24 protein-coding genes and 1 pseudogene are annotated in these 22537 nt (G+C 74.3%); 17 read left to right on the forward strand and 8 right to left on the reverse strand.

The window, feature by feature from the left end; all coding sequences use genetic code 11:
- The first annotated feature begins 33 nt into the window (after nt 1-33).
- From O7603_RS23485 to O7603_RS23505, 5 genes are all read left to right on the forward strand, one after another.
- Nucleotides 34-942, forward strand: coding sequence for a LysR family transcriptional regulator (locus O7603_RS23485; RefSeq protein ID WP_281571945.1), 909 nt, complete (start codon nt 34-36; stop codon nt 940-942).
- 42 nt (nt 943-984) lie between these two features.
- On the forward strand, nt 985-1383 hold the full coding sequence (locus O7603_RS23490) for an AraC family transcriptional regulator (protein WP_281571946.1): 399 nt from the start codon (nt 985-987) through the stop codon (nt 1381-1383).
- A gap of 35 nt (nt 1384-1418) precedes the next feature.
- Nucleotides 1419-1838 carry a VOC family protein gene (locus O7603_RS23495; RefSeq protein ID WP_281571947.1) on the forward strand — a complete coding sequence of 140 codons (420 nt, stop codon included), beginning with the start codon at nt 1419-1421 and terminating at the stop codon, nt 1836-1838.
- A 13-nt stretch (nt 1839-1851) separates the two neighbouring features.
- Complete coding sequence (locus O7603_RS23500; RefSeq protein ID WP_281571948.1) at nt 1852-2514, forward strand: DUF998 domain-containing protein; 663 nt, start codon at nt 1852-1854, stop codon at nt 2512-2514.
- Nucleotides 2515-2680: 166 nt separating this feature from the next.
- Nucleotides 2681-3454, forward strand: a complete 774-nt coding sequence (locus tag O7603_RS23505; protein WP_281571949.1) for an enoyl-CoA hydratase/isomerase family protein — start codon at nt 2681-2683, stop codon at nt 3452-3454.
- A gap of 85 nt (nt 3455-3539) precedes the next feature.
- Here the strand turns inward: O7603_RS23505 and O7603_RS23510 are convergent, their stop codons facing one another.
- From O7603_RS23510 to O7603_RS23520, 3 genes are all read right to left on the reverse strand, one after another.
- Nucleotides 3540-3983, reverse strand: coding sequence for an HNH endonuclease (locus O7603_RS23510; RefSeq protein WP_281571950.1), 444 nt, complete (start codon nt 3981-3983; stop codon nt 3540-3542).
- 314 nt (nt 3984-4297) lie between these two features.
- Complete coding sequence (locus O7603_RS23515) at nt 4298-5830, reverse strand: FAD-dependent oxidoreductase (protein WP_281571951.1); 1533 nt, start codon at nt 5828-5830, stop codon at nt 4298-4300.
- Nucleotides 5831-5904: 74 nt separating this feature from the next.
- A complete protein-coding gene (locus O7603_RS23520; protein WP_281571952.1) occupies nt 5905-6393 on the reverse strand; it encodes an MSMEG_6728 family protein in 489 nt (162 codons plus the stop codon).
- A gap of 94 nt (nt 6394-6487) precedes the next feature.
- On the opposite strand from O7603_RS23520, the pseudogene O7603_RS23525 reads away from it, so the two are divergent.
- Nucleotides 6488-8230: pseudogene (locus tag O7603_RS23525) on the forward strand (NAD-binding protein); the annotation flags it as partial.
- Between the two features lie 36 nt (nt 8231-8266).
- Here the strand turns inward: O7603_RS23525 and O7603_RS23530 are convergent.
- Both O7603_RS23530 and O7603_RS23535 read right to left on the reverse strand, forming a co-directional pair.
- A complete protein-coding gene (locus O7603_RS23530) occupies nt 8267-9505 on the reverse strand; it encodes an APC family permease (protein ID WP_348651031.1) in 1239 nt (412 codons plus the stop codon).
- A 10-nt stretch (nt 9506-9515) separates the two neighbouring features.
- Complete coding sequence (locus O7603_RS23535; protein WP_348651086.1) at nt 9516-10259, reverse strand: phosphatase PAP2 family protein; 744 nt, start codon at nt 10257-10259, stop codon at nt 9516-9518.
- Between the two features lie 96 nt (nt 10260-10355).
- Between O7603_RS23535 and O7603_RS23540 the strand changes: the two genes are divergently transcribed.
- Nucleotides 10356-11579 (forward strand): DUF4032 domain-containing protein, encoded by a 1224-nt coding sequence (locus O7603_RS23540; RefSeq protein ID WP_281571955.1) that lies wholly within the window; start codon nt 10356-10358, stop codon nt 11577-11579.
- Nucleotides 11580-11588: 9 nt separating this feature from the next.
- Here O7603_RS23540 and nagA read toward each other — a convergent pair whose 3' ends face one another.
- The 3 genes from nagA to O7603_RS23555 are packed head-to-tail and all read right to left on the reverse strand — an operon-like array spanning nt 11589 to nt 14562.
- A complete protein-coding gene (nagA, locus tag O7603_RS23545) occupies nt 11589-12698 on the reverse strand; it encodes an N-acetylglucosamine-6-phosphate deacetylase (protein ID WP_281571956.1) in 1110 nt (369 codons plus the stop codon).
- Nucleotides 12695-13636, reverse strand: a complete 942-nt coding sequence (locus O7603_RS23550; RefSeq protein WP_281571957.1) for an ROK family protein — start codon at nt 13634-13636, stop codon at nt 12695-12697. Before O7603_RS23550 ends, nagA begins: the two co-directional genes overlap by 4 nt.
- Nucleotides 13633-14562, reverse strand: a complete 930-nt coding sequence (locus O7603_RS23555) for a sugar isomerase (protein ID WP_281571958.1) — start codon at nt 14560-14562, stop codon at nt 13633-13635. The genes O7603_RS23550 and O7603_RS23555 overlap by 4 nt, the downstream gene beginning before the upstream one ends.
- 199 nt (nt 14563-14761) lie before the next feature.
- Between O7603_RS23555 and O7603_RS23560 the strand changes: the two genes are divergently transcribed.
- From O7603_RS23560 to O7603_RS23605, 10 genes are all read left to right on the forward strand, one after another.
- Nucleotides 14762-15547, forward strand: coding sequence for a DeoR/GlpR family DNA-binding transcription regulator (locus O7603_RS23560; protein WP_281571959.1), 786 nt, complete (start codon nt 14762-14764; stop codon nt 15545-15547).
- Between the two features lie 130 nt (nt 15548-15677).
- The gene (locus O7603_RS23565) at nt 15678-16688 is read left to right on the forward strand and encodes an ATP-binding cassette domain-containing protein (RefSeq protein WP_281571960.1); all 1011 of its coding nucleotides are present in this window, start codon (nt 15678-15680) and stop codon (nt 16686-16688) included.
- Nucleotides 16685-17698, forward strand: coding sequence for an ABC transporter permease subunit (locus O7603_RS23570; protein ID WP_281571961.1), 1014 nt, complete (start codon nt 16685-16687; stop codon nt 17696-17698). The genes O7603_RS23565 and O7603_RS23570 overlap by 4 nt, the downstream gene beginning before the upstream one ends.
- 146 nt (nt 17699-17844) lie before the next feature.
- Nucleotides 17845-18354 carry a DUF3263 domain-containing protein gene (locus O7603_RS23575; protein ID WP_281571962.1) on the forward strand — a complete coding sequence of 170 codons (510 nt, stop codon included), beginning with the start codon at nt 17845-17847 and terminating at the stop codon, nt 18352-18354.
- Nucleotides 18355-18643: 289 nt separating this feature from the next.
- Entirely contained in the window at nt 18644-19336 is a 693-nt protein-coding gene (locus O7603_RS23580; protein ID WP_281571963.1) for a hypothetical protein, read from the forward strand.
- A complete protein-coding gene (locus O7603_RS23585) occupies nt 19333-19725 on the forward strand; it encodes a phage holin family protein (RefSeq protein WP_281571964.1) in 393 nt (130 codons plus the stop codon). The genes O7603_RS23580 and O7603_RS23585 overlap by 4 nt, the downstream gene beginning before the upstream one ends.
- Before the next feature lie 21 nt (nt 19726-19746).
- On the forward strand, nt 19747-20352 hold the full coding sequence (locus O7603_RS23590; protein WP_281571965.1) for a DUF3618 domain-containing protein: 606 nt from the start codon (nt 19747-19749) through the stop codon (nt 20350-20352).
- A 31-nt stretch (nt 20353-20383) separates the two neighbouring features.
- Nucleotides 20384-21226 carry a hypothetical protein gene (locus O7603_RS23595; RefSeq protein ID WP_348651087.1) on the forward strand — a complete coding sequence of 281 codons (843 nt, stop codon included), beginning with the start codon at nt 20384-20386 and terminating at the stop codon, nt 21224-21226.
- 103 nt (nt 21227-21329) lie between these two features.
- A complete protein-coding gene (locus O7603_RS23600; protein WP_281571967.1) occupies nt 21330-21839 on the forward strand; it encodes a GNAT family N-acetyltransferase in 510 nt (169 codons plus the stop codon).
- A 285-nt stretch (nt 21840-22124) separates the two neighbouring features.
- On the forward strand, nt 22125-22535 hold the full coding sequence (locus O7603_RS23605; protein WP_281571968.1) for a hypothetical protein: 411 nt from the start codon (nt 22125-22127) through the stop codon (nt 22533-22535).
- Nucleotides 22536-22537 lie beyond the last annotated feature (2 nt).

Raw genomic sequence — 22537 nt, forward strand, 5'->3', positions numbered from 1 at the left:
AGCGCTCGGAATCAGCACCTAGACTGCTCAATCATGGAGTTGCGGCATCTGGAGTACTTCGTGGCGGTCGCCGAGGAGCGCCACTTCACCCGGGCGGCGGAGCGGATGCGGGTGGCCCAGTCCGGACTGTCCGCCGCCATCCGCTCCCTGGAGCGGGACCTGGACGCCGAGCTGTTCGTCCGCAGCACCCGGCGGGTGGAGCTGACCGACGCCGGCCGGGCCCTGCTGGTCGAGGCGCACCGGACGCTGGCGAGCGCCGTGGCCGCCCGCGACGCCGTGGCCGCCGTACGCGGGCTGCTGCGGGGCAGCCTCGCCGTCGGCTCCGAGCAGTGCCTCGGGGTGATCGACCTGCCTCCGATGCTCGCCTCGTTCCGCCGGGCCCACCCGGGCGTGGAGATCCAGTTGCGCTACGCCGGCTCCGGTCAGGTCACCGAGCAGATCCGGCAGGGCCGGCTCAACGTGGGCTTCGTCGCGCTGCCCGGCCCGCCACCGGACGGCGTACGCCTGCTGCCGCTCGCCGCCGAGGAGATGGTCCTGCTCTGCCACCCCGGCCACCGACTGGCCGGGCGGGAGACCGTCGACGTGGAGGCGCTGCTCGGCGAGGACTTCGTCGACTTCAGCTCCGACTGGGGCGCCCGCCGGGTCAACGACCAGACGTTCGCCCGCGCCGAGGCCGAGCGCCGGGTGTCGGTCGAGGTCAACGACGTGCACACCCTGCTCGACTTCGTCCACCAGGGGCTGGGCGTGGCGCTGGTGCCGGCCCCGGTGACGCGCAAGCCGCACGCCAAGGGCCTGCACGCGGCCACGCTCGCGGCCGGCGCCGGCCCGACCTGGCAGGTCTCGGTGGCGGTGGCGGCGGGCGCACCGCCCGGCCCGGCGACCGCGGAGCTGCTCCGGATGGCCCTGCCCGGCGCGACCCACGGCGCCGGGCGGGACGCGTAGGCGCGGGTAGCCTGGCGGGCGACCGGGTGGGAGGGGGCCGGGATGAGCCGGGCGGTCGAGGAGTCCAACCGGGCCATGCTGCGTGCCCGCGACGCGATGGACCGCGCGTACGCCGATCCGCTGGACATCCCCGCGCTGGCCCGCGTCGCGCACGTCTCGGAGGCGCACTTCATCCGGACCTTCCGGGCGACGTTCGGCGAGACCCCGCACCGCTACCTGCAACGACGCCGGGTCGAGCGGGCCATGTACCTGCTGGTGCAGACCGACCAGGACGTGACCGACATCTGCTTCGCGGTGGGCTTCAGCAGCCTCGGCACGTTCAGCCGGACGTTCCGACAGATCGTCGGCGAGTCCCCGACCGAGTACCGCCGGCGCAAGGTGCCGCTCGACGTGCCGTCCTGCTTCACCAAGGCGTGGACCCGACCCAGCAGTTTTGGATAAGCGCCAGGTCAGGCCGGACCTCTAGCGTCAACGGCATGACGATGAACGCACTTTCCCGCTCCCAGATCTACGTGCTCGACCAGGACGAGGCCCTCGACTTCTACGTGGGCAAGCTCGGCTTCGAGGTGCACACCGACGTCGACCTCGGCTTCATGCGCTGGCTCACGGTCAGCATCCCGGGCGACCGCGACCGCGAGATCCTGCTGGAGCGGCCGGGCCCGCCCGCGCTCGACCCGGCGACCGCGGAGCAGGTCCGCGAGCTGCTGACGAAGGGCGCCATGGGCGGCTGGCTCTCCATCACGACCGACGACGCCCGCAAGACGTACGAGACGCTGGTCGCCAAGGGCGTCGAGATCACCGACGAGCCCACCGAGCGGTCGTACGGGATCGACTTCGGCATCCGCGACCCGTTCGGCAACAAGATCCGTATCGGCCAGATGAACCCGCAGGGCTGAGGGGGGCGGACCGGTGACCGAGGCGATCACGCTCCACTCCGCGCGGCCGGCGCAGGCCGTCGGCCGACGCCGGCTCCTGCTGGCCGGCGGCCTGCTGGCTGGCCCGATCTTCGTCGGCTCCGCGCTCGTCCAGGGCCTCACCCGGGACGGCTTCGACTTCCGGCGGCACCCGGTGAGCGTGCTGAGCACCGGCGACCTCGGGTGGATCCAGATCGCCACCTTCCTGGTCACCGGTCTGCTCACCGTCGGGGCCGCGTGGGCGCTGCGCCCGGCGGAGCCGGTCGGCTCGGTCTGGCTGCCGCGGCTGCTCACCCTCTACGGCGCCGGGCTGGTCGGTGCCGGCGTGTTCAGCGCCGACCCGGCGGACGGCTTTCCCGCCGGTACGCCCCGTGGCGCCGGGCAGATCAGCTGGCACGGCGGGCTGCACTTCCTCGCCGCGGCCGTCGGCTTCGTCGCGCTGATCGTGGCCGCCGTGCTGGTCGCCCGCCGGGCGGCGCGTGCCGGCGACCGGGTGTGGGCGGCGCTGAGCCTGCTCACCGGCGCGTACTTCGCGACCGCCTGGGTCGCCCTGATCGTCGTGCCGGGGCCGGTGACCATGGTCGGCTTCGGGCTCGCCGCGCTGGTCGGGTGGGCGTGGGTGACGGCGGTCCTCGCCCGGGCGGCCCGCGCCGGCTGAACCCGCGGGGCCGCTCGGGGCCGGCCACCCTTCCGCCGATCATGAGGTTGACGGCACGGATCACCGGATTCGTAGCCGTCAACCTCATGATCGACATGACGGGGCACCCCTCGACGGTCGACCGGGGCGCGCGCGGTTAGGGTCGGCCGGACCGGGGCGAGGGAGGGTGACGATGGCGGACGCGGAACTCGTCGTCGAGGTGAGCGGGCCGGTGGCGACGGTGGTCATCCGCAACCCGGCACGCCGGAACGCGTTGACCCCGGCCATGTGGCGGCAGTTGCCGCCGCTGCTCGACGGCCTGGAGGCCGATCCGGCGATCCGGGCGCTGGTGCTCACCGGCGCGGGTGGCACCTTCTGCGCCGGGGCCGACCTCACCGACCTCGACGAGCTGCTGGCCGCCGGGGACGGGAGCATCGCGGTGGCCGCCGAGGAGCGCCTGGCCGGGTTCGCCAAGCCGACCGTCGCGGCGGTACGCGGGGCCTGCGTCGGCGGCGGGTGCCAGCTCGCCGCGGCCTGCGACCTGCGGATCGCCGCCGACGACGCCCGGTTCGGGGTGCCGCCGGCGCGGCTCGGCCTGGTCTATCCGGCGCCGACCACGCGTCGGCTGGCCCGGCTGGTCGGGCCGTCCGCCGCGAAGTTCCTGCTGTTCACCGCCGAGCTGATCGACGCCGAGCGGGCCCTGCGCATCGGCCTGGTCGACGAGGTGCTGCCCGAGGAGCGGCTCGCCGCCCGGGTCGAGGAGATCACCGCCAGGATCGCGCAGCGCTCGCCGCTCAGCGTCGCCGCGGCGAAGGAGATCATCGACGACCGCGCCACGCCGTCCCGGGTCGCCTGGTGGCACCGGAAGGTCGCGGCGAGCGGCGAGGCGAGCGAGGGGATCGCCGCCGTTCGGGAGCGCCGGCCACCCCGCTTCGCCTGGACGCCACCGGCCGCCGACTGACCGCCGACCGCGCCGGACAGGACCGGCGGGCGCCGCGCCGGAGGCGTACCCCCGACGCGACCCCCTGTGCCCGCCGGCCGGCCGGTCACCGCCCGGCGAGCGCCGCCCAGCTCGGAACCACCGGCTCGCGCCGCAGCGGCATGCCCGCCTCGGCCGGCGTCCGGTCGCCCTTGCGCTGGTTGCACGCGTAGCAGGCGGCGGTGGTGTTCCGCCACGTGTTCCGGCCGCCGCGCGAGCGGGGCATGATGTGGTCGATGGTGCTGGCCGGCCCACCGCAGTACGCGCAGCAGCGGCTGTCGCGCCGTAACACCCCGGCGCGGGACCAGGCGGGGCCGGCGCTGAAGCGCCAGCGGGTCACCACGTACCGGACGAGCCGCACCACCCGGGGGACCGGGAAGACCCCGATCACCTGGTCGGGCTCGGCCTCGTGGATCTCGGCGACCCGGCGACAGAGCATCCGGATGGCGTGCTGGACGGTGACCCGGTGCAACGGGCCGAGGTCGGCGTTGACGACAAGGACGGCGTCCACCGGAATCTCCCTCCAGGACGGTGACGGGCGTACGTGGCCGGACAGCGAAGAGCCGCCCGGTCCGGCGATGGGACGGGGCGGCTCGACGCGTGCGGACGCGCGTCAGTCGGGCCGGTCGTCCCCGGGACCTTCCGCTCGGCAACCGCCGCTGAGCAGCCACGACGGCACGGTGTTGGCGTGCGGCATCGACATGGACGGCTCCCGGTGCGGTGGTTGACCTTGCGCGATCACGGTAGGTCCGCCGGGGAGAGGCGGGCAACGGATTTCGATCGAGGGACCGGCCGCCGGGCGCCGCGGGCGCGAGGGGTGCGGTCTCAGCGCCGCTTCGCCAGCAGGCCGCGCGGCCGGACCGAGCGGACCGGCTCCGCCGCGCCGCCCTCGGCCCGCAGGATGTGGTTGGCCGCGATGATCCCGGTGGCCGCCGAGCGCTCCATCAGCGCGGTGGGGAACGCCGTGGCGATCCCGTCGCCGGCCAGGTAGAGCCCGTCGGCGTCGGTGCGTACGCCGGGCCGCTCGGTGTGACTGCCCGGTGCGAAGGCCGGCGCCTGTGCCGCCACCCGGGCCCGCAGCTCACGGACCCGCAGCCCGGCCGACTCCGGCCAGAGCGTCGCCAGCTCCAGGCGCATCCGTTCGGCCAGCTCGGCGGCGGGCACGCCCGGCTCGCAGGCGTACGCGTGCAGCTCGACGACGCTGCCGCCGCCCCGCTCCGCCCAGCGGCGGGATTCCCGCTCCAGGCGGTGGTAGAGCGTCACCGAGTCCAGGGTCGGCTGGCGGGACACCCCGCTGAAGACGGCCCGGTCGGGGCGTACGTCACCGTCGAGCCAGTAGCGGGCCACCGCGTACGGCGGACCGGGCCGGCCGAACGCGGGCATCCGCGCCACCAGCCGGGGCGCGTGCTCCGCCAGGCCCGGGGAGCCCTCGACGAGCGCGGCGAGCGCCGGCGGGTCGACCGCGAGCACGACGTGCCGTGCGTCGTACCCGGTGCCGTCGGCGGTGACCACGCGCCAGCCGTCGGCACGGCGGCGCAGCCCGGTGGCCACCGCGCCGGTCACCACCCGACCGCCGTGCCGCTCGACGTGCCGGGCCAGCGGCGCCCAGATCGCGGTCGCGTAGTCCTCGTCCGGCGCGTCGAACGCCAGCCCCTCGCCGTTGCCGAGCAGGTAGAAGTGGAACTGGGCGACCATCTCGGCGGCCGACATCTCCGCCTCGTGGTTGAAGAACGAGTGCGAGAAGACCTCGAAGAGCATCGCTCGGGCCCGGTCCGGCAACCGCAGCGAGTCCAGCAGCGCTTCGGCGGTGGTGTCGTCCAGCGTGGCGTAGGTGCGCGCCGGGTGGTAGGTGAGCAGCGGCAGCGCCGCCTCCCGGTCCATCCCGCGCAGGTCGCGCAGGCGCAGGCTGGGGCTGCGCGCCAGCAGCGTGAGCAGGTTCAGCGGCGGCGCGGCGGGCAGGTCGCCGAACTCCTCGGTCGGCCACCGGGCGGAGAGGATCGGGTAGCCCGGCACCGGCCGGAGGAACCCCAGGCCGGGGTCGATCCGGCGGAGGATCGCCCGCCAGTTGTAGTACTGCCGGAAAAACGCGTGGAACCCGTGCTCCACCTGCTGCACGCCGTCGGCGAGCGCCTCCGGCCAGGCGCCGAGTCGGCCGCCCAGGGTCGGCGCGGCCTCCAGCACCGTGACCCGCACCCCGCGCTCGGCGAGCACCACCGCCGCCGAGATGCCCGCGATCCCGCCACCCACGACCACCACCGCCGCCGCGTGGCGCGGCACGCGTGGGGCGCCACCGCCGCCGGGGTCCACCAGATGCGGGCGTACGCCGAGGAGCCGGCCGACCACTCGCGACAGTGCCATCCGACCCTCCCGCCCCGGCGGACCTCCAGTCTGCCCGTCCGCGGCGGGCGGGGCGCGCCGCCGCGCCCGTGCCGTCACGGCGGCGGGGTCAGGCAACGGCGCTCGCGGTCCGACGCGGGCCAGACGTACTCGAGGTCGTCCGGCACGTCACCGAAGATCGGCCGGTAGTGCGTCGGGTCCTTGCGAACCAGTGACGAGCGGTGGCTCCGGTGCAGGTCCTCCCGCCCCAGCCAGGGCGGCAGCTCGCCGGCCACGGCGAGTTCTTCCTGCGTGCGGACGGTTTCGACGCCGCAGGCCGTGGCGAGGTCGAGGGTCATGGTGCCGGCGCAGGTGTCGGCGCGGCCGGGCTCGCACCAGACGGCGCACATGTCCAGCCCGTACCGGGTCAGCGCCTCCTCGTACCCGGCCCACATCTTCACCGCCGGGTGGTTGCGCCAGCCGTACGTCGGCCAGGTCAACCCGCGCAGCACCTGGATCGTCTCCACCCGCTGCTTGCCCAGCCGCTTCTGGTCCAGCGTCCGCGCGCTCGCCAGGAAGTCCGGATACGGGAGGAACGTCTGCATGTGGCTGCTCTACCCATCGGCCCGGCCGACATGCCTGGTCGGGTAGGAACCGGACGGGGTCGCCCAGGGTGGTCGTCCTGACTACGATCCGGGCATGGGGGAGCCGTGGCGGGACCGGGCCCGACGGGCGGTCGAGTGGAACTGGCGGCTCCGGCCCGCCGCCGGTGACCCCCGCCCGCACTACGTCGTCTGCGGGCGGGACGCGCTGTCCTACTACGTCGCCAAGGCGTTGCTGGAGACCGAGCTGCCCGCCGGCAGCGCCCGGGTCACCGTGGTGGTGCCGGAGCGCTACCGGGCCAACGGGCCCGACGTGGCGACGTTGCGGGGCGTCCGGGTCGTCCGCTCCGACCGGCTCGACGAGGCGACCTTCCGGGCCGCCAACCTGGTCGGCGCGGCCGGGCTGGCCCTGCTGGCCCAGGACGACGTCGGCAACCTGCACGCCGCGCTCTGCGCGCAGGCCGTCGACCGGCACGTCCGCCAGGTGCTGCGGATGTTCAACGGCACGCTGGCCGACGGCGTCCGCACCCTGCTCCAGGTCAAGGTCGACGTGCTCTCCGACGCCGAGATGGCCGCGCCCGCGTTCGTCGCGGCGGCGCTCGGCGAGGTCGACCCGACACACTTCCAGCACAAGGACCGCACGCTGCGGGTCGCCCGCCGCGCCGACGTACGCGAGCAGGACGTGGTCTGCGGGCTCGCCGATCTGAGCGACCCGCACCGGGTGGCGCTGCTGCCGGCCGACCAGGCCGCCGCCGACCTGGTGCTGGCGGAGGCGACCGGGCAACCGCCGGGCACCGAGGTCGCGGCCCGCCGGCTGGTCCGGGCCCGCCGCCGGCGACGGCCGGTCGCGGTGCTGATGCGGGCGATCCGGGGCTTCGCCACCCGCAAGATCGGCGTCGCGGTGATGCTGGTGCTCGCGCTGATAGCCGTGCTGGGCGCGCTGATCTCCCAGACCGAGGGGGTCTCCCCGGCGGAGGCGCTCTACCTCACCCTGGTCACCACGCTCAGCGGCGCGGATCCGGACACCACCAAGGCGCCCGACGAGCAGGTCATGCAGGTGGTGCTGAACCTCGCCGGGCTGGCGCTGATCCCGCTGATCACCGCGGTCGTGGTCGACGGGATCGTCAACGCCCGGCTGGCCCTGCACACCGGCCGGCTGCAACCGGCGCGCTCCGGTCACGTGGTGGTGGTCGGCCTCGGCAACGTGGGCACCCGGGTGATGGCCCAGCTGCGCGAGTACGACGTCGAGGTCGTCGCCATCGACAAGGATCCGGAGCCTCGGGGTGGCGCCCTGGCCCGGCAGCTGGAGGTGCCGCTGATCGTCGGCGACGCCGCGCTGCCGGAGACTCTGGAGGCCGCCTCGGTGGCCGACTGCCAGGCGCTGCTGGTGGTCTCCACCGACGACGTGACCAACCTGGAGGCCGCGCTCGCCGGGCGGGACCTCCGCGCGGACCTGCGGGTGGTGCTGCGGCTCTTCGACGGCGACTTCGCCGAGCGGGTCGAGGAGGCGTTCGGCCTGGGCGTCTCCCGGTCGGTCTCCTACCTGGCCGCCCCCGCCTTCACCGGCGCGTTGACCGAACGCGCGGTGATCGCCACGATCCCGGTCGGTCGGCACGCGCTGCCGGTCGCCGAGGTGCCGGTGGCCGTCGGTTCGGAGCTGGACGGGCGGCCGCTCAGCGCCGTCTCCCGGGCCGGCCAGGTCCGCGTGATCGCCCGCACGCCGGCCGGCGGCGCGCGGACGATCTGGTGGAAGGATCTCGAACCACGGCAGGTGATCTTCGCGGGCGACCGGCTGACCGTGGTCGCCCGGCGGGCCGGCCTGGACTGGCTCACCCGGCAGTGCGCCCCGCCCGCCCCGCCCGGCCCGGCGGGGTGGTCAGGCCCGCCGACGCCGGGCGGCGTACCCGCCGGCGCCGACGGCGAGCACGCCGAAGCCGGCCAGCACGCTGCTGAGCGGCAGGTTGCCCGCCAGCAGCAGGCACCCGACGAGCCCCAGCCCGGCGAGCGCCTGAACCGGTAGCTTCCGGCCCGGGTCGCGACCCAGGGTCAGCGCGGCCGCGTTGGTGATCGTGTAGTAGACCAGCACGGTGCAGCTGGAGAAGCCGATCGCGTCGCGCACGTCGCCGAGCAGCACCACCAGGATCACCACCATTGCGACCGCGAGTTCGGCCCGGTGCGGCATGCGACGGCGCGGGTGCACGGCGGCCAGCGCGCCCGGCAGGTCCCGGCGGCGGCCCATCGCGAGCAGGGTGCGCCCCACCCCGGCGAGCAGCGAGAGCAGCACCCCGGTCACCGCGACGGCGGCCCCGGCGCGGACCACCCAGGCCAGGCCGGGCAGCCCGGCGGCGGTCACCACGTCGGCGAGCGGCGCGGCCGAGTCGGCCAGCCGGTCGGCGCCGAGCACGCCCAGCGCGACCACGGCGAGGACCAGGTAGATCGCCAGCACCACGCCGAGCGCCAGCGGCACGGCCCGGGGAATCGTCCGCTCCGGGTCACGCACCTCCTCGCCGAGCGTGGCGATCCGGGCGTACCCGGCGAAGGCGAAGAAGAGCAGGCCGGCGGCGGTGAGCACGCCCCGCCCGGAGCCGCCGGGGTCGGCCAGCCGGTCCAGGTGCACCGGGCCGCCGACCACGCCGACGGCCGCGACCAGGGCCAGCACCGCCAGCACCAGGCCGACCAGCAGTTTCGTCGCGGTCGCGGTCTTACCGACGCCGCGCAGGTTGACCGCGGTCACCGCGAGTACCGCGGCGACCGCGACGACCCGGACCTGCCCCGGCCAGAGGTACGCCCCGATGGTCAGCGCCATCGCCGCGCAGCTCGCCGTCTTGCCGACCACGAAGCCCCAGCCGGCCAGGAAGCCGGCGAACGGGCCGAGGCGTTCCCGACCGTAGACGTAGGTCCCACCGGACTCCGGGTAGCGGGCCGCCAGCCGGGCCGAGCTGGTCGCGTTGCAGAAGGCGATGAAGCCGGCCAGCACCAGGGCGGGCAGCAGCCCGGCGCCGCCGGCCGCTCCCGCGGCCGGCGCGAAGACGACGAAGACGCCGGCGCCGAGCATCGACCCCAGGCCGATGAGCACCGCGTCGGGCACGCCAAGGCGGCGTTCGAGCTGGTTCACGGCGGGCAGGCTAGGTGCCGGAGGTGAACATTCCGGTGCGGCCGGAGCCGGGCAGCCGGGCCGGCAGCGGCACGTCGTCCCAGGGCGCCCGGTGCAGCAGCCGGTCCAGCAGCAATCCGAGCAGCAGCCCGGCCACCGAGTCGGTGAGCCAGTGCCACCCCAGGTAGGTGGTGGTGCTGAGCACGATCAGCGGGGGCAGCACCCGGACCGCGAGCACGACCCGGGGCGGGACGGTGCGACCGTAGCTGCGCAGCAGCGGGACCAGCAGCAGCGCCAGGACGCCGTACCAGACGATCGCGTTGGCCACGTGGCCCGACGGGTACGACTGGGCGAAGCGCACCGGCAGGTCCTGCTGGAAGAGCGGCAGGGTCTGCTCGGCGGGCAGGAACGGCTCCTTGAGGCTGGCGCTCGGCGCCGGGCGGGCCGTCCAGACCTTGAGCGGCCCGATGGTGAGGTAGGTGAGCACGAACGCGACGACCGGCGGCAGGACCGGCCGGATCGAGCGGACCCGGACCGCGAGCAGCACACCGAGCCCGGCCGCGATCAGGGTCAGCGGGGTGCCCTGGCCGAGCAGGTTCAACACCCGGGCCACCCAGTACGCCGCGGTCGGCCGGTGCGCCTCGGCCCAGTCCGCGACCGCCCGGTCGAGGCCGAAGAGCTGGTGGGCGGTGAGCGCCACGGTGAGGCCGACCAGCGCGGCGAGCAGCAGCACGTCGTACCACCAGCCGGCCGGGCGGACCGGTCGTGGCCGCACCGCTCCGCGCACCGCCGTGGTCTCCCGCACGCGACCACGCTACCGGTGTGCTGTGGGCCCAGCCACGATGGGAAGCGCTTCGCAGCGCGGCCCGGCATGCTTGTTCCCGTGCGGATCACGTCTGCTCTCGTGGACCCGGCGCTGCTCGACCTCCCGTGGTCGACCCCGCTGGAGGAGTGGCCTGCCCAGCACCTGGTGGCGCTGCCCCAGGGCATCTCCCGGCACATCGTCCGGTTCGTCCGGCTCGGCGACTACGTGTACGCGGTCAAGGAGACCGGCGAGCGGGTCGCCGAGCGGGAGTACGACCTGCTCCGGGCCCTGGAGCGGATCGACTTCCCGGCGGTCGAGGCGGTGGCCATCGTCGCCGACCGGCAGACCGACGACGGCGAGCCGCTGGACCCGGTGCTGATCACCCGGCACCTGCAGTTCTCGCTGCCCTACCGGGCGCTCTTCTCGCACACCCTGCGTCCGGAGACCATGGGCCGGCTGCTCGACGCGCTCGCCGCGTTGCTGGTCCGGATGCACCTGACCGGCTTTTTCTGGGGCGACTGCTCGCTGTCGAACACCCTGTTCCGACGGGACGCCGGGGCGTTCGCGGCGTACCTGGTGGACGCGGAGACCGGCGCGCTGCGGCCCTCGCTCTCGAACGGTCAGCGGGGCGAGGACCTGGAGATCGCCCGGGTGAACATCTTCGGCGAGGCGCTCGACCTCCAGGCCGCCGGGCTGCTGCACGAGTCGATCGACCCCGAGGTCGTCTGCGAGGAGGTCGTGCAGCGCTACGAGCGGCTCTGGCACGAGATCACGTACGAGCAGCAGGTCGAGCGGGAGGCCCGGCACGACATCGAGAGCCGGATCCGCGGCCTCAACGAACTCGGGTTCGACGTCGCCGAGATCGCCGTCTCGACCATCGACGGCGGGCGCTACCTGCTCCGGCCGAAGGTGGTCGACGCCGGCTACCACACGCGCCGGCTGCTGCGGCTGACCGGCCTGGACGCCGAGGAGAACCAGGCCCGCAAGCTCCTCAACGACCTGGACGCGTACCGGGCGGAGAGCGACCTCACCGACGAGCAGCAGGCCGCGCACCGCTGGCTGACCGAGGTCTTCGAACCGGTGGTCCGGGCGGTGCCGGCGCATCTGCGCCGCAAGCTGGAGCCGCAGGAGCTCTTCGCGCAGATCATCGAGCACAAGTGGCTGCTCTCCGAGCGCGCCGGCCGGGACGTCGGGATGCGCCACGCGGTGCAGTCGTACCTGGCGGACGTGCTGGTCCACCGCCCCGACGAGCAGGCCGTGCTCGGAGTGGAGATCCCGGCCCCACGCTGACCGGGCCGGCTACTCCTGCCAGGCGCCGTCGCGCAGCACCCGGACCACGTTCAGCTCGTCGTCGAGCACCACGAGGTCGGCGCGGAGGCCGACCTGGAGGGAGCCGACCCGGTCGCCGAGCCCGATGGCCCGCGCCGGGGTGGTGGCCACCATGCGGGTGGCGTCCGCCATCGGGATGCCGGCGGCGACCGCGTGCCGCAGCGCGGCGTCCATGGTGAGGGTGCTGCCGGCGATGGCGCCGTCCCGGGCGAGGCGGGCCACCCCGTCGGCCACGGTGACGGCCTGGCCGCCCAGCTCGTACTCGCCGTCGGCCATTCCCGCGGCGGCCATCGCGTCGGTGATGAGCGCGGCCCGCTCGGGGCCGACCACCGAGGTCGCGAAGGTGAGCGTGCCGTCGTGCAGGTGAACCCCGTCGGCGACCAGCTCGCAGACCACGTTCGGCGCGTCCAGCAGGGCGACCACGGGGCCCGGCTCGCGGTGGTGCACCGGCCGCATGCCGTTGAACAGGTGGGTGCCGACGCTGGCGCCCGCCGCGACGGCGGTGCGCGTCTCGTCGTACGTGGCGTCGGTGTGGCCGACCGCGGCGACCACCCGGTGGGCGGTGAGCAGCTTGATCGCCTCCAGCGCGCCGTCCCGCTCGGGGGCGATCGTCATCATGCGGATCGCGTCCCCGCCCAGCTCGATCAGCTCGGCCAGCTCGTCCGTGGACGGGTCGCGGAGGAACTCCGGGTTCTGCGCGCCGCACCGCGCCGCCGAGAGGTACGGCCCCTCGAAGTGGATGCCGGCCAGCACGCCGGAGTCCACCAGCGGGCGGTACGCCGCGGTGGCCGACCGCATCAGCTCGAACGGGGAGCTGACCAGGCTGGCCAGCAGGGTGGTGGTGCCGTGCCCGAGGTGGAACGCGGCGGCCTCCCGGGCCTGCTCCGCGTCCCCCGTGGTGAAGGTGTGCCCGCCGCCGCCGTGGGTGTGCATGTCCACGAAGCCGGGCAGGATCCAGTGCCCGTCCCGCACGGCCGGGTACTCGGCCACCGCCGTGATCCGGCCGCCGTCCCACTCGACGCAGCCCTGCCGGATGACGCCGGTCGGCGTCACCACCTTGCCGCTCACCCGCACGGTCATCGCTTCTCCACGGTTCTCGGGACGCCCAGGGCGTCGAGGGCGAGCAGTGCGGCGCCGAGGCAACCGGCCTCGTCGCCGAGGGCCGCGCCGACCAGCCGCGGCTCCCGGTGGAAGGTCATCCGCTCGTGCAGGGCCGCGCGGAGCGGGTCGAGCAGCCGCTCGCCGGCCTGCGCCAGCCCGCCGCCGAGCACGATCGTCGCGACGTCGAAGAGCGCCTGCCCGGTGGCGAGGCCGTCGGCGAGCGCCTCGACGGTCTCCCCCCAGACCTGGATCGCCAGCGGTTCACCGGCCGCGGCCCGCTCGGCGACCTCGGCCGCGGTGGCCGACTCCCCGGCCAGCTCCGCGTAGCGGCGGCCGACGGAGGCGGCCGACGCGACCGCCTCCAGGCAGCCGGGCCGCCCACAGCCGCAGCGCGGGCCGCCCGGGCGTACGAGGATGTGGCCGATCTCTCCGGCCGCGCCGTGCGCGCCGACGCTGGCCGAGCCGTCGACCACGTGCGCGGCCGCGATGCCGGTGCCGATCGCGACGAAGAGGACGTGCCCCGCGCCGCGGCCGGCGCCGAGCCGGGCCTCGGCGAGGCCGCCCACCCGCACGTCGTGGCCGAGCGCGGTGGGCAGGCCGAGCCGCGCCACCGCGAGGTCCCGCAGCGGTACGTCCCGGAAGCCGATGTTCGCCGACCAGACCGCGACCCCGCGTGCCTCGTCGACCACGCCGGGCACGGCGACGCCGAGCGCGATGGGGGTACGGCCGTCGGCGCGGGCCTTGTCGGCCAGCCCTTCGGCGACGTCCAGGATCGTGTCGACCACGGCCTGCGGGCCCCGCGCGGCGTCGGTCGGGTGCCGTTCGCTGTGCACGGTGCCGCCGTCCGGGCGGACCAGCGCGCACTTCATGCCGGTCCCGCCGACGTCGAGCGCGACGACGACGTCGCCGTCGTTCATGCGAGCACCACGGACCGGCTCAGGTGCCGGGGCGCGTCCGGGTCGAGGCCACGGCTGGTGGCGAGGGCGACCGCGAAACGCTGGGCCAGGATCAGGTCGGCCATCGGGTCGACCGGGTTGCGGCCGGCGGCCCAGCTGCCCAGCACCGTACGGCAGCCGTGGGTCCGGCTGTGGACGAAGGCGGCGCCGGTCGCGGCGACGTCCTCCGGCAGCCCGTCGGGGAGCGCGCCGAACGCCCACACCAGCCGGCCGGGAGCGGCGATCGAGATGGGGCCGTGCCGGTAGTCCATCGCCGGGTACGCCTCGGCCCAGAAGGTGGCCGCCTCCCGGCACTTCAGCGCGGCCTCCTGGGCCAGCCCGACCGTCCAGCCCCGACCGAGGAAGGTGGCCTGCTCGATCCGGGTCGGGTCGATCGGCAGCGGGGCGCGCACCGCGACCTCGGCGTCGGCGGCGAGCGCCTCGACGTTCTCGCCCAGGTGGGCGCGGAGCAGGGCCAGCGCGGTGGTGGCGAAGCGGGTCTGCACCACCGACCGCTCGTCGGCGAAGGGCATGGGCACGGCGGCGTCGGCCAGCTGCACCGCCGGCGAGCCGGGGTCGCCGACGAGCACCGTGGTCGGCAACTGGCCGCGCAGCGCGTCGAGCAGCTCCACCACTTCGGTCGTGGTGCCGGAGCGGGTGATCGCGACCAGCCGGTCGTAGCGGCGCCCAGCGGGAAACTCAGAGGCCTGGAAGGCGTCGGTCTCGCCGTGGCCGGCCTGCTCGCGCAGCGCCGCGTACGCCATCGCCATGAACCACGACGTGCCGCACCCGACGACGGCGACCCGCTCGCCGCGGGCGGGCAGCTCGACGCGGGAGCCCGCGGCCAGTTTCGCCGCCTCCCGCCAGCAGTCGGGCTGGCTAGCGATCTCCGCGTCGACGTACGCCATGAGAACTCCTCGCAGGGGACGGCCGTGCGTAATACGGTTCGTTACACCCGTGTTTCGCGCGTCATTCTGCGCGAACCCGGGTGCCTGTCGCAACCGGCCGGCGGATCGCGCAGGCCGATGTTTTGCGCCCTCGTAGTTTCGCGCACTACTGTGCACGCAATCAATCACCGATCGTGCAGTCGCTGGGAGGGCACCCGAGGTGGACCGCTACGCCAGATGGAATGCCCTGCTCGAGATGCTGACCGACAGCGGTCGGGTCAGCGTCGAGGAGGCCGCCGAGCGGCTGGTCGTCTCCCAGGCGACCATCCGGCGCGACTTCGACCAGCTCGCCCAGCAACAGATGATCACCCGGACCCGGGGCGGCGCGGTCGCCAACGGGGTCTCGTACGACCTGCCGCTGCGCTACAAGACCGCCAAGCATTCGGCGGAGAAGCAGCGGATCGGCGCGGCCGCCGCGGCGCTGGTGTCGCCGGGGACCGTGGTCGGCCTGAACGGCGGCACCACCAGCACCGAGGTGGCGCGGGCCCTGGCCGTCCGGCCGGACCTCAACACCAGTGCCGACGGCGCCCAACTGACCGTGGTGACCAACGCCCTCAACATCGCCAACGAGCTGCTGGTCCGCTCACGGATGAAGGTCGTGGTGGCGGGCGGGGTCGTCCGGCCGAAGTCGTTCGAGCTGGTCGGCCCGCTCGGCGGGGCGTTGCTGCGCGAGGTGACCCTGGACATCGCCCTGCTGGGCGTGGACGCGATCGACCCGCAGCTCGGCGCGGCCGCCCACCACGAGGGCGAGGCGGCGATGAACAGCCTCATGGTCGCCCGGGCGAAGCGGGTGGTGGTCATCGCCGACTCGTCCAAGCTGGGCGGTCACGCGTTCGCCCGGATCTGCCCGGTGGACCGGGTGGAGACCCTGGTCACCGACTCGGGCGCCAACCCCGAGGTGGTCGACGCGTTCCGGGCCGCCGGGGTGCACGTGATCTGCGCCTGACGATCGCGCAGTGTTACCGCGCCATCCCGATCGGACATTTTCGGCGCGTCGATGCATACCCGGTATTGCGCGCCTCTGCATACCGCGTATGGTGTCGCCTGTCACGAACCGCCAACGGGGGAGGTGCAGCTTGCCAGCTGTCCTGGAGATAGAAGGTCTACGTAAGACGTACAAGAGTCGTCGGCGCGGCACCCGCAACGCCCTGGACGGCTTCGACATGCGGGTCGACGCGGGGCAGGTACACGGCTTCCTCGGCCCGAACGGATCCGGCAAGACCACCACGCTGCGTACGCTGCTCGGCCTGATCCGGCCGAACGACGGCCGGATGCGCATCCTCGGGCACGAGGTGCCCGCCGCGCTGCCGGTCGTGGCCGGACAGGTCGGCGCGATCGTCGAGAGCCCGCAGTTCTTCCCGCACTTCACCGCCCGGGACACGCTCTCCCTGCTGGCGTCCGCGGGTGACGTGCCGGCCACCCGCATCGACGAGGTGCTGGAGCTGGTCGGGCTGCGCGACCGGGCCGGCGAGCGGGTCAAGACCTACTCGCTCGGCATGAAGCAGCGGCTGGCGGTCGCCTCGGCCCTGCTCAAGAACCCGAAGCTGCTGATCCTCGACGAGCCGGCCAACGGCCTCGACCCGGGCGGCATCCGGGAGATGCGCACCCTGATGCGGAACCTGGCCGAGTCGGGGATGACCGTCGTGCTGTCCAGCCACATCCTCGGCGAGATCCAGCTGATCTGCGACTCGGTCACCATCATCTCGCTGGGCCGCCGGGTCGCCTTCGGCCCCGTCGAGCAGGTGCTCGCCCAGCACTCCTCCGGCGCGGTCCGGGTGCGCCTGGAGGCGGTCACCGACCTGCCGGCGGCCACCGACGCGCTCACCCGGGCCGGGATCCGGGTCACCGGGCATCCGGACCACCTGATGCTCGGCGGCGTGGACAAGCCCGCGACCGTCACCCGGCTCCTCGCCGAGCAGGGCCTCTACGTCAGCGAGCTGGCTCCGGTCGCCGTCGACCTGGAGAGCGTCTTCCTCGAACTGACCGCCACCGCGCCCGTACCCGGCCAGCACCGGCAGGTCGACCAGTCCACGAAGGTCGGTGGGCCGGAGCAGTCCGGTGCCGCCGGAGGGGGGTGGGGCGCGTGAGCCTCTACCGTACGGAGCTGCGCCGGCTGGTCAAGCGGCGCTTCACCCGCTACATGACGCTGCTCGGCCTGCTGGTGCTGGCGGCCGTGGTGGTCGGGGTCTTCTTCAGCAACCAGAAGATCGACGCCACGGCGCACGCCCGGGCCGAGCGACAGGCCGAGCAGCAGTACCAGGAGCAGGTGCGCTACAGCGAGCAGGAACGTGCCTCGTGCGAGCGGGACAAGGCGGCCGGCGTGAACGCCGACCGCTACCCGCCGGACTGTGCCATGATCTCGCCCCCGCCGAGGGAGGCCTTCGAGGCGCGGTGGTTCCTGCCGTCGACGTTCGACTTCCGCAAGAGCTTCACCTTCACCCTGATCCCGTTCGCGGCGATCCTCGCGCTGGTCGGCTTCGTGGTCGGCGCGTCCTTCGTCGGGGCCGAGTGGAACAGCGGCGGCATGATGAACCTGCTGCTCTGGCGGCCCAAGCGGCTGACCGTCCTGCTCAACAAGCTGGCCGCCCTGCTCACCGGTGTGTTCGCGGTGACCGTCTCCGCCGGGCTGCTCTGGTTCGGTGGGTTCTGGCTGGTCGCGATGTTCCGCGGCAGCACCGCGAAGATGACCTCCGGCGCCTGGCAGTCGTTCGCCCTCACCGGGCTGCGCGGGCTGGTGCTGGTGCTGGCGGTCACCACGGTCGGCTTCGCGCTGGCCTCGCTGGGCCGACACACCGCGATGGCCCTCGGTGGCGTGGTCGCGGTGATGGTCGTCGGTCAGTTCGGGCTCGGCATCCTGCTGGAGATGGCCGGCACCCGGTTCGCCCAGGCGTGGCTGCTGCCCACGTACGCACTGGCCTGGATGCAGAAGAAGGTGACCCTGGAGGACTGGGACGCCTGCAACGCCACCTTCACCGGCGAGTGCAAGCCGGACACCCTGGACATCACCTGGCAGCAATCCTCCGCGCTGTTCGCGGTCGGCGTCGTGGTGATCCTCGGCGCGGCGCTCTGGGCGATGCGTCGGCGCGACATCTCCTGACCGTCCACGCCGGACGGCCGGGCGCTGCGGGAAACCGTGCGCCCGGCCGCCCGGCCATGACGGCGGATGCGACCGGCGTCCGCCCTGGTTAGGCTGGGGGTCCCCCGGTCGGCGTCGCCGTGCCGGCCGCCCGCCCGAGGAGCGCCATGCATTCCGCCGACGCCGCCCCGGCCGCCGCCGAGCCGCCCACCGACGCTCCCCGTCCCGCGGACGAGGAGGGCACGACGCGTACCGCCCGGGCCGGTGCCGCGGCTGTCCCGCCGCCCCGCTCAGCGCCGGCGGCGGAGGCGGTTCCGGCTACCGGCGCGGCCGGGCCGCCGGGGAAGATCGCCGACGCCGACGCCGACGCCGACGCCGACGCCGACGCCGACGCCGACGCCGACGCCGACGCCGACGCCGACGCCGACGCCGACGCGAGCGCCGGAGTCGGGTTGACCGAGCGCGAACGCGGGATCCTGGCGTTCGAGCAGCAGTGGTGGCGGCACGCCGGCGCCAAGGAGCAGGCCATCCGGGACACCTTCGGGCTCTCCGCCACCCGCTACTACCAACTGCTGAACGGTCTGCTCGACAACCCGGCCGCGCTCGCCACCGAGCCGGTCCTGATCGGCCGGCTGCGCCGGCTGCGCTCCTCCCGCGCCCGCAACCGCCGCCGCTGAGGTCGCGCTGCCGGCGCCGAGGTCCGCGCGGGCACCCGACGTCCCGTCTCGCCGCCCCTGGTGGATCCGCCACGCCGCGTGCCCCGGGTCGGGCCCGTCCGTTCTCGCCGCCGACCTCCCCGCGACCCCTGATGGACACGTCCGCGAAGGGGCGCGTGACCTGGCCGGATCGCGACTCGGTCGGGGGCGGCGCCCGCCGGACGGCACACGAATGGCCCCGGACCGGGCGGGTAGGCGGGTGGGGTCCCCAGGGCTCTCATCGTGGTCCGGGGCGAGGAGGGAGTGTGTGATGACGGCGATCAACCAGAACAGACCGCCGACCAGCACCACCGAACACGCGCGCCAGCAGGCTTCCCGGGTCGGCCAGCAGACCGCACAGGCCGGCGGCCAGGTCGGTCACGTCGTGGCGGAGCAGGGCCGGCAGGTGGCCGCTCAGGCCGGGCAGCAGGCGCGTCACCTGGGCGGCGAGGCGACCTCGCAGTTGCGTGAGCAGGCCCGGTCGCAGCAGCACCACGCCGCCGAGCGGCTGCGCGGTCTGGGCCGAGACCTCGACTCGATGGCCGATCGCGGTGATTCCGGGATGGCCGGGGAGGCCGTTCGCCGGGCGGCGGACGCCGCGCAGCGCACCGCCGGGTGGATCGACAACCGCGAACCCGCCGACATGCTGCACGAGGTGCGTGGGTACGCCCGCCAACACCCGGGCATTTTCCTCGCCGGCGCGGCGGTGGCCGGGCTGCTGGTCGGCCGGCTCACCCGGAACCTGGCCTCGTCCGGCGACGGACAGCGCTCGGCTGCCCAGACGGGTCAGACCGGGCAGATGGGCCAGGCGGGTCAGCCGATGCAGGCCGGTCCGCAGCCGGGCGAGCGCGGCGTGCAGGCACCGTACACCGCCGAAGGGCCCTATGCCGGCACGGCGCGCGCGCAGAACGTGTCGCCCGCCAACCGGCAGGATCCCGACGTCCCGGGCGGGGTGGCACCGTGAGCGCCCCGACCAGGGAGCGCACCCAGTCGGTAGGCGAGCTGCTGGGTGACGTGACCCGCGACATGTCCACACTGGTCCGCCAGGAGATCGCGCTCGCCAAGGCGGAACTGCGCGAGGAGGCGAGCCAGGCCGGTAAGGCCGGCGGCATGTTCGCCGGCGCCGCGCTGGCCGGTTTCCTGACCGTGCTCTTCGTCTCGTACGCCGCCTGGTGGGGTCTGTCCAACGTGATGGACCAGGGCTGGGCCGCGCTCATCGTGGCGGGGTTCTGGGCGGTGGTCACCGCCATCCTGGCCGTCACCGGGCGGACGAAGCTGCGGCAGATCCGAGCGGTGCTGCCGCGCACGCAACAGACCGCACGGCAGTTGCCGGACGCCCTGCGCGGCCGGTAGCGAGCCGGGAGGGAGCAGACGATGTCGACCGATCCGGACCGGATACGGCAGGAGATCGAGCACACCCGCAGAGACCTGAGCGACAACGTCGACGCGCTGGCCGACAGGGTCAACCCGCGACGAATGGCCGGCGACCGCGTCGACCAGGCGCGTGGCACGCTCAACCGGGTCAAGGAGAAGGTGATGGGCACACAGATGGACGGACACGGTGCCGGGCAGCGGATGTCGAACGCCGCGGGTTCGGTGCGCGACGAGACCCGCTCGCTCGGGCAGCAGTCCCGGGAACAGGCGCAGGGTAACCCGCTCGCGGCCGGTGTGATCGCCTTCGGCGCCGGGCTGCTGGCCTCCGCGCTGATCCCGCCCAGCCGTCAGGAGCGGCAGTGGGCCGGGCAGGCCAAGGGGATGGCCGGCCAGCAGTTCAGCCAGCACTCCGGTGAGCTGCGGGAGCAGGCCAGCCAGATGGGCCACCAGCTCCGCGACAACATGCGGGAGCCGGCGCGACAGGCGGCCCGTTCGGTCGGTTCGACGGCCCTGCACGGTGCGTCCGCCGTCCGGGAAGAGGGCCGGTCGGCCACCCAGCAGGTGCGGGGGCAGGCACAGGAGGCCGCCGGTGAGTTCCGGCGTTGAGCCGGTGCGGGCGGTGGGACGGGCTCCGCTGATGCGGGTCCGTTCCGCCTCCGCTCCCGCCCCGGGGCGGGACGTCAACGAGGACCTGGTGTTCCGCTTCGGGCCGCTGGTCGGTGTGCTGGACGGGGCGACCGTGCCGGAGGGCTTCGACACCGGCTGCGTGCACGGGCCCGAGTGGTACGTCCGGCACCTCGCCGCCCGGATCGGGCTGGCCGAGGCGGCCCGGCCGGCGGCCACGCTGATGAGCAACCTGGCCGCGGCCATCCTCGCGGTCCGCGCCGACCACGCCGACGAGTGCGACCTGGACCATCCGGGTACCCCGTCCAGCACGGTCTGCCTGCTGCGCGAGGGCGGCGACCAGGTCGATTACCTGGTGCTCTGCGACAGCCCGCTGGTGCTGGACGCCGGCGGCCGGATCACCGTGGTCTCCGACGACCGGCTGGACGCGGCGATGGCCGACCTGCGCCGGACGGTGGCGACGATCCCGGCCGGCGCCGGCGATCGGGCCAGCCGCTTCCGCGAGGCCGTGGGAGTGCAGCGGAAGCGGATGAACCGGACGCACGGCTACTGGGTGGCCGCGGCCGACCCGGACGCGGCGTACCACGCGGTGACCGGGACGGTGGCGTTGCGCGGGCGGGACGCCCTGCGCCGGGCCGCGCTGCTCAGCGACGGGGCGTCCAGCGCGGTCGAGCAGTTCGGGGTGGTGGACTGGGCGGGGCTGCTGGACCTGCTGACGGTCGAGGGGCCGGCCGCGTTGATCGACCGGGTACGCGCCGCCGAACGCGACCTTCCGGACCGGCTGCGCCGGCACAAGCGGTCGGACGACGCCTCCGTGGTGCTCTGTGAGTTCAACCCCGACGACAGCGGAGCGTGAGGCGGAACACCATTCGGCCCGACCGGCCGATACCTGCCGACGTACCGCCAGTGGCGGCCCGATGGGGTGGACTTCTCCCGATAGGGCCGGCAGACTGCGGCACGTGGCGGGATCGGTCCGGTTGGAGCCGGTGGACGAGCGGAACCTCGAGCCGTTGCTCTCCGTAGCGGCCGCCGAGGCGGAGCCCGGCGACGTCATGCCGCCGGTGGAGGCGCCGGCCGGCTGGTCGCTGGCCCGCCGGGAGGCGTTCCGCGAGTTCTACCGGGCCAGCTTCGGCGGGCTGACCGGCCCGACCCGCACCCAGATGTACGCGATCCTGGCCGGCGGCGAGGTGGTCGGGATGGTCCGGATGGCCCTCCGCGACGAGCCCGGGACGGTGGAGACCGGGATGTGGCTGGGCCGGTCGGCCCGCGGCCAGGGGATCGGCGGAGCGGCCCTGCGGGAGCTGCTCAACGAGGCGGCGGCGGCCGGGATGCGGGCGGTCGTCGCCGAGACCACCCGGGAGAACACCGGGGCTCTCTCGGTGCTCGAGAAAAGCGGCGCAAAATTGCGCGCCGACGGCGACAAGGTGTACGCGGAAATCTGCCTGGATTCGACACCGCCAGCTCTCTGATCACATCTGCGTTCTCTTTCCGGCTGATGCGAGCAAGCGCCTGAGCTGCATCTCTGGGCCCTGACGTCCGTTTTAGCGCATCGGCTCCCCGCTTTTCGGAATTCATTGTCCGACGCTTTTCCCCGACATTGCGTACGCGGTTTCGCGGCTATGCCTCGGGGTACTGCCCGCCGGGTCCGCCAATACGGGACGCCTGACCGAGGTCCCGCTTACGTTGGTCATCGGGCCCTCTTTCGGCCCCGACCGCAGCAGGCGTCCGGACCGCGGGGGAGCGAAGGAGAACTGATGAACAGCGGAGCACGAATCGGGCTCGCGGTGGGTTTCGGCTATCTGCTGGGGCGCCGCCGCAAAATGCGTACCGCCCTCACTCTGGCCGCCGCGGTCGCGGCCGGCCGGGCGAGCCGGGACCCCGGCGGGTTGCTGAAGCGAGGTGCGGACCTCCTGCAGTCGAACCCTCATCTGGCCAACCTCGGCCGTCTCGGCGGTCCGCTCGCCGTCGCCGGAAAGGCCGCGGCGACCGCCGCGGCCGGGAACGGCATCGACGCGCTCAGCGGCAAGCTGCGCGGCTCGGCGGAGACCCTGCGCCGCCGCTCGGCCGGAGTCGCCGGGCACGTGGCCGGCGCCGAGCGGTCCCCGGACGGTGACGAGCCGTCGGCGGAGGACGCGGCCGTTCCCGCCGGCCGGCGGAGGCGATGACC

The organism is Micromonospora sp. WMMD812 (assembly GCF_027497215.1).
In the GTDB taxonomy this organism is placed as follows: domain Bacteria; phylum Actinomycetota; class Actinomycetes; order Mycobacteriales; family Micromonosporaceae; genus Micromonospora.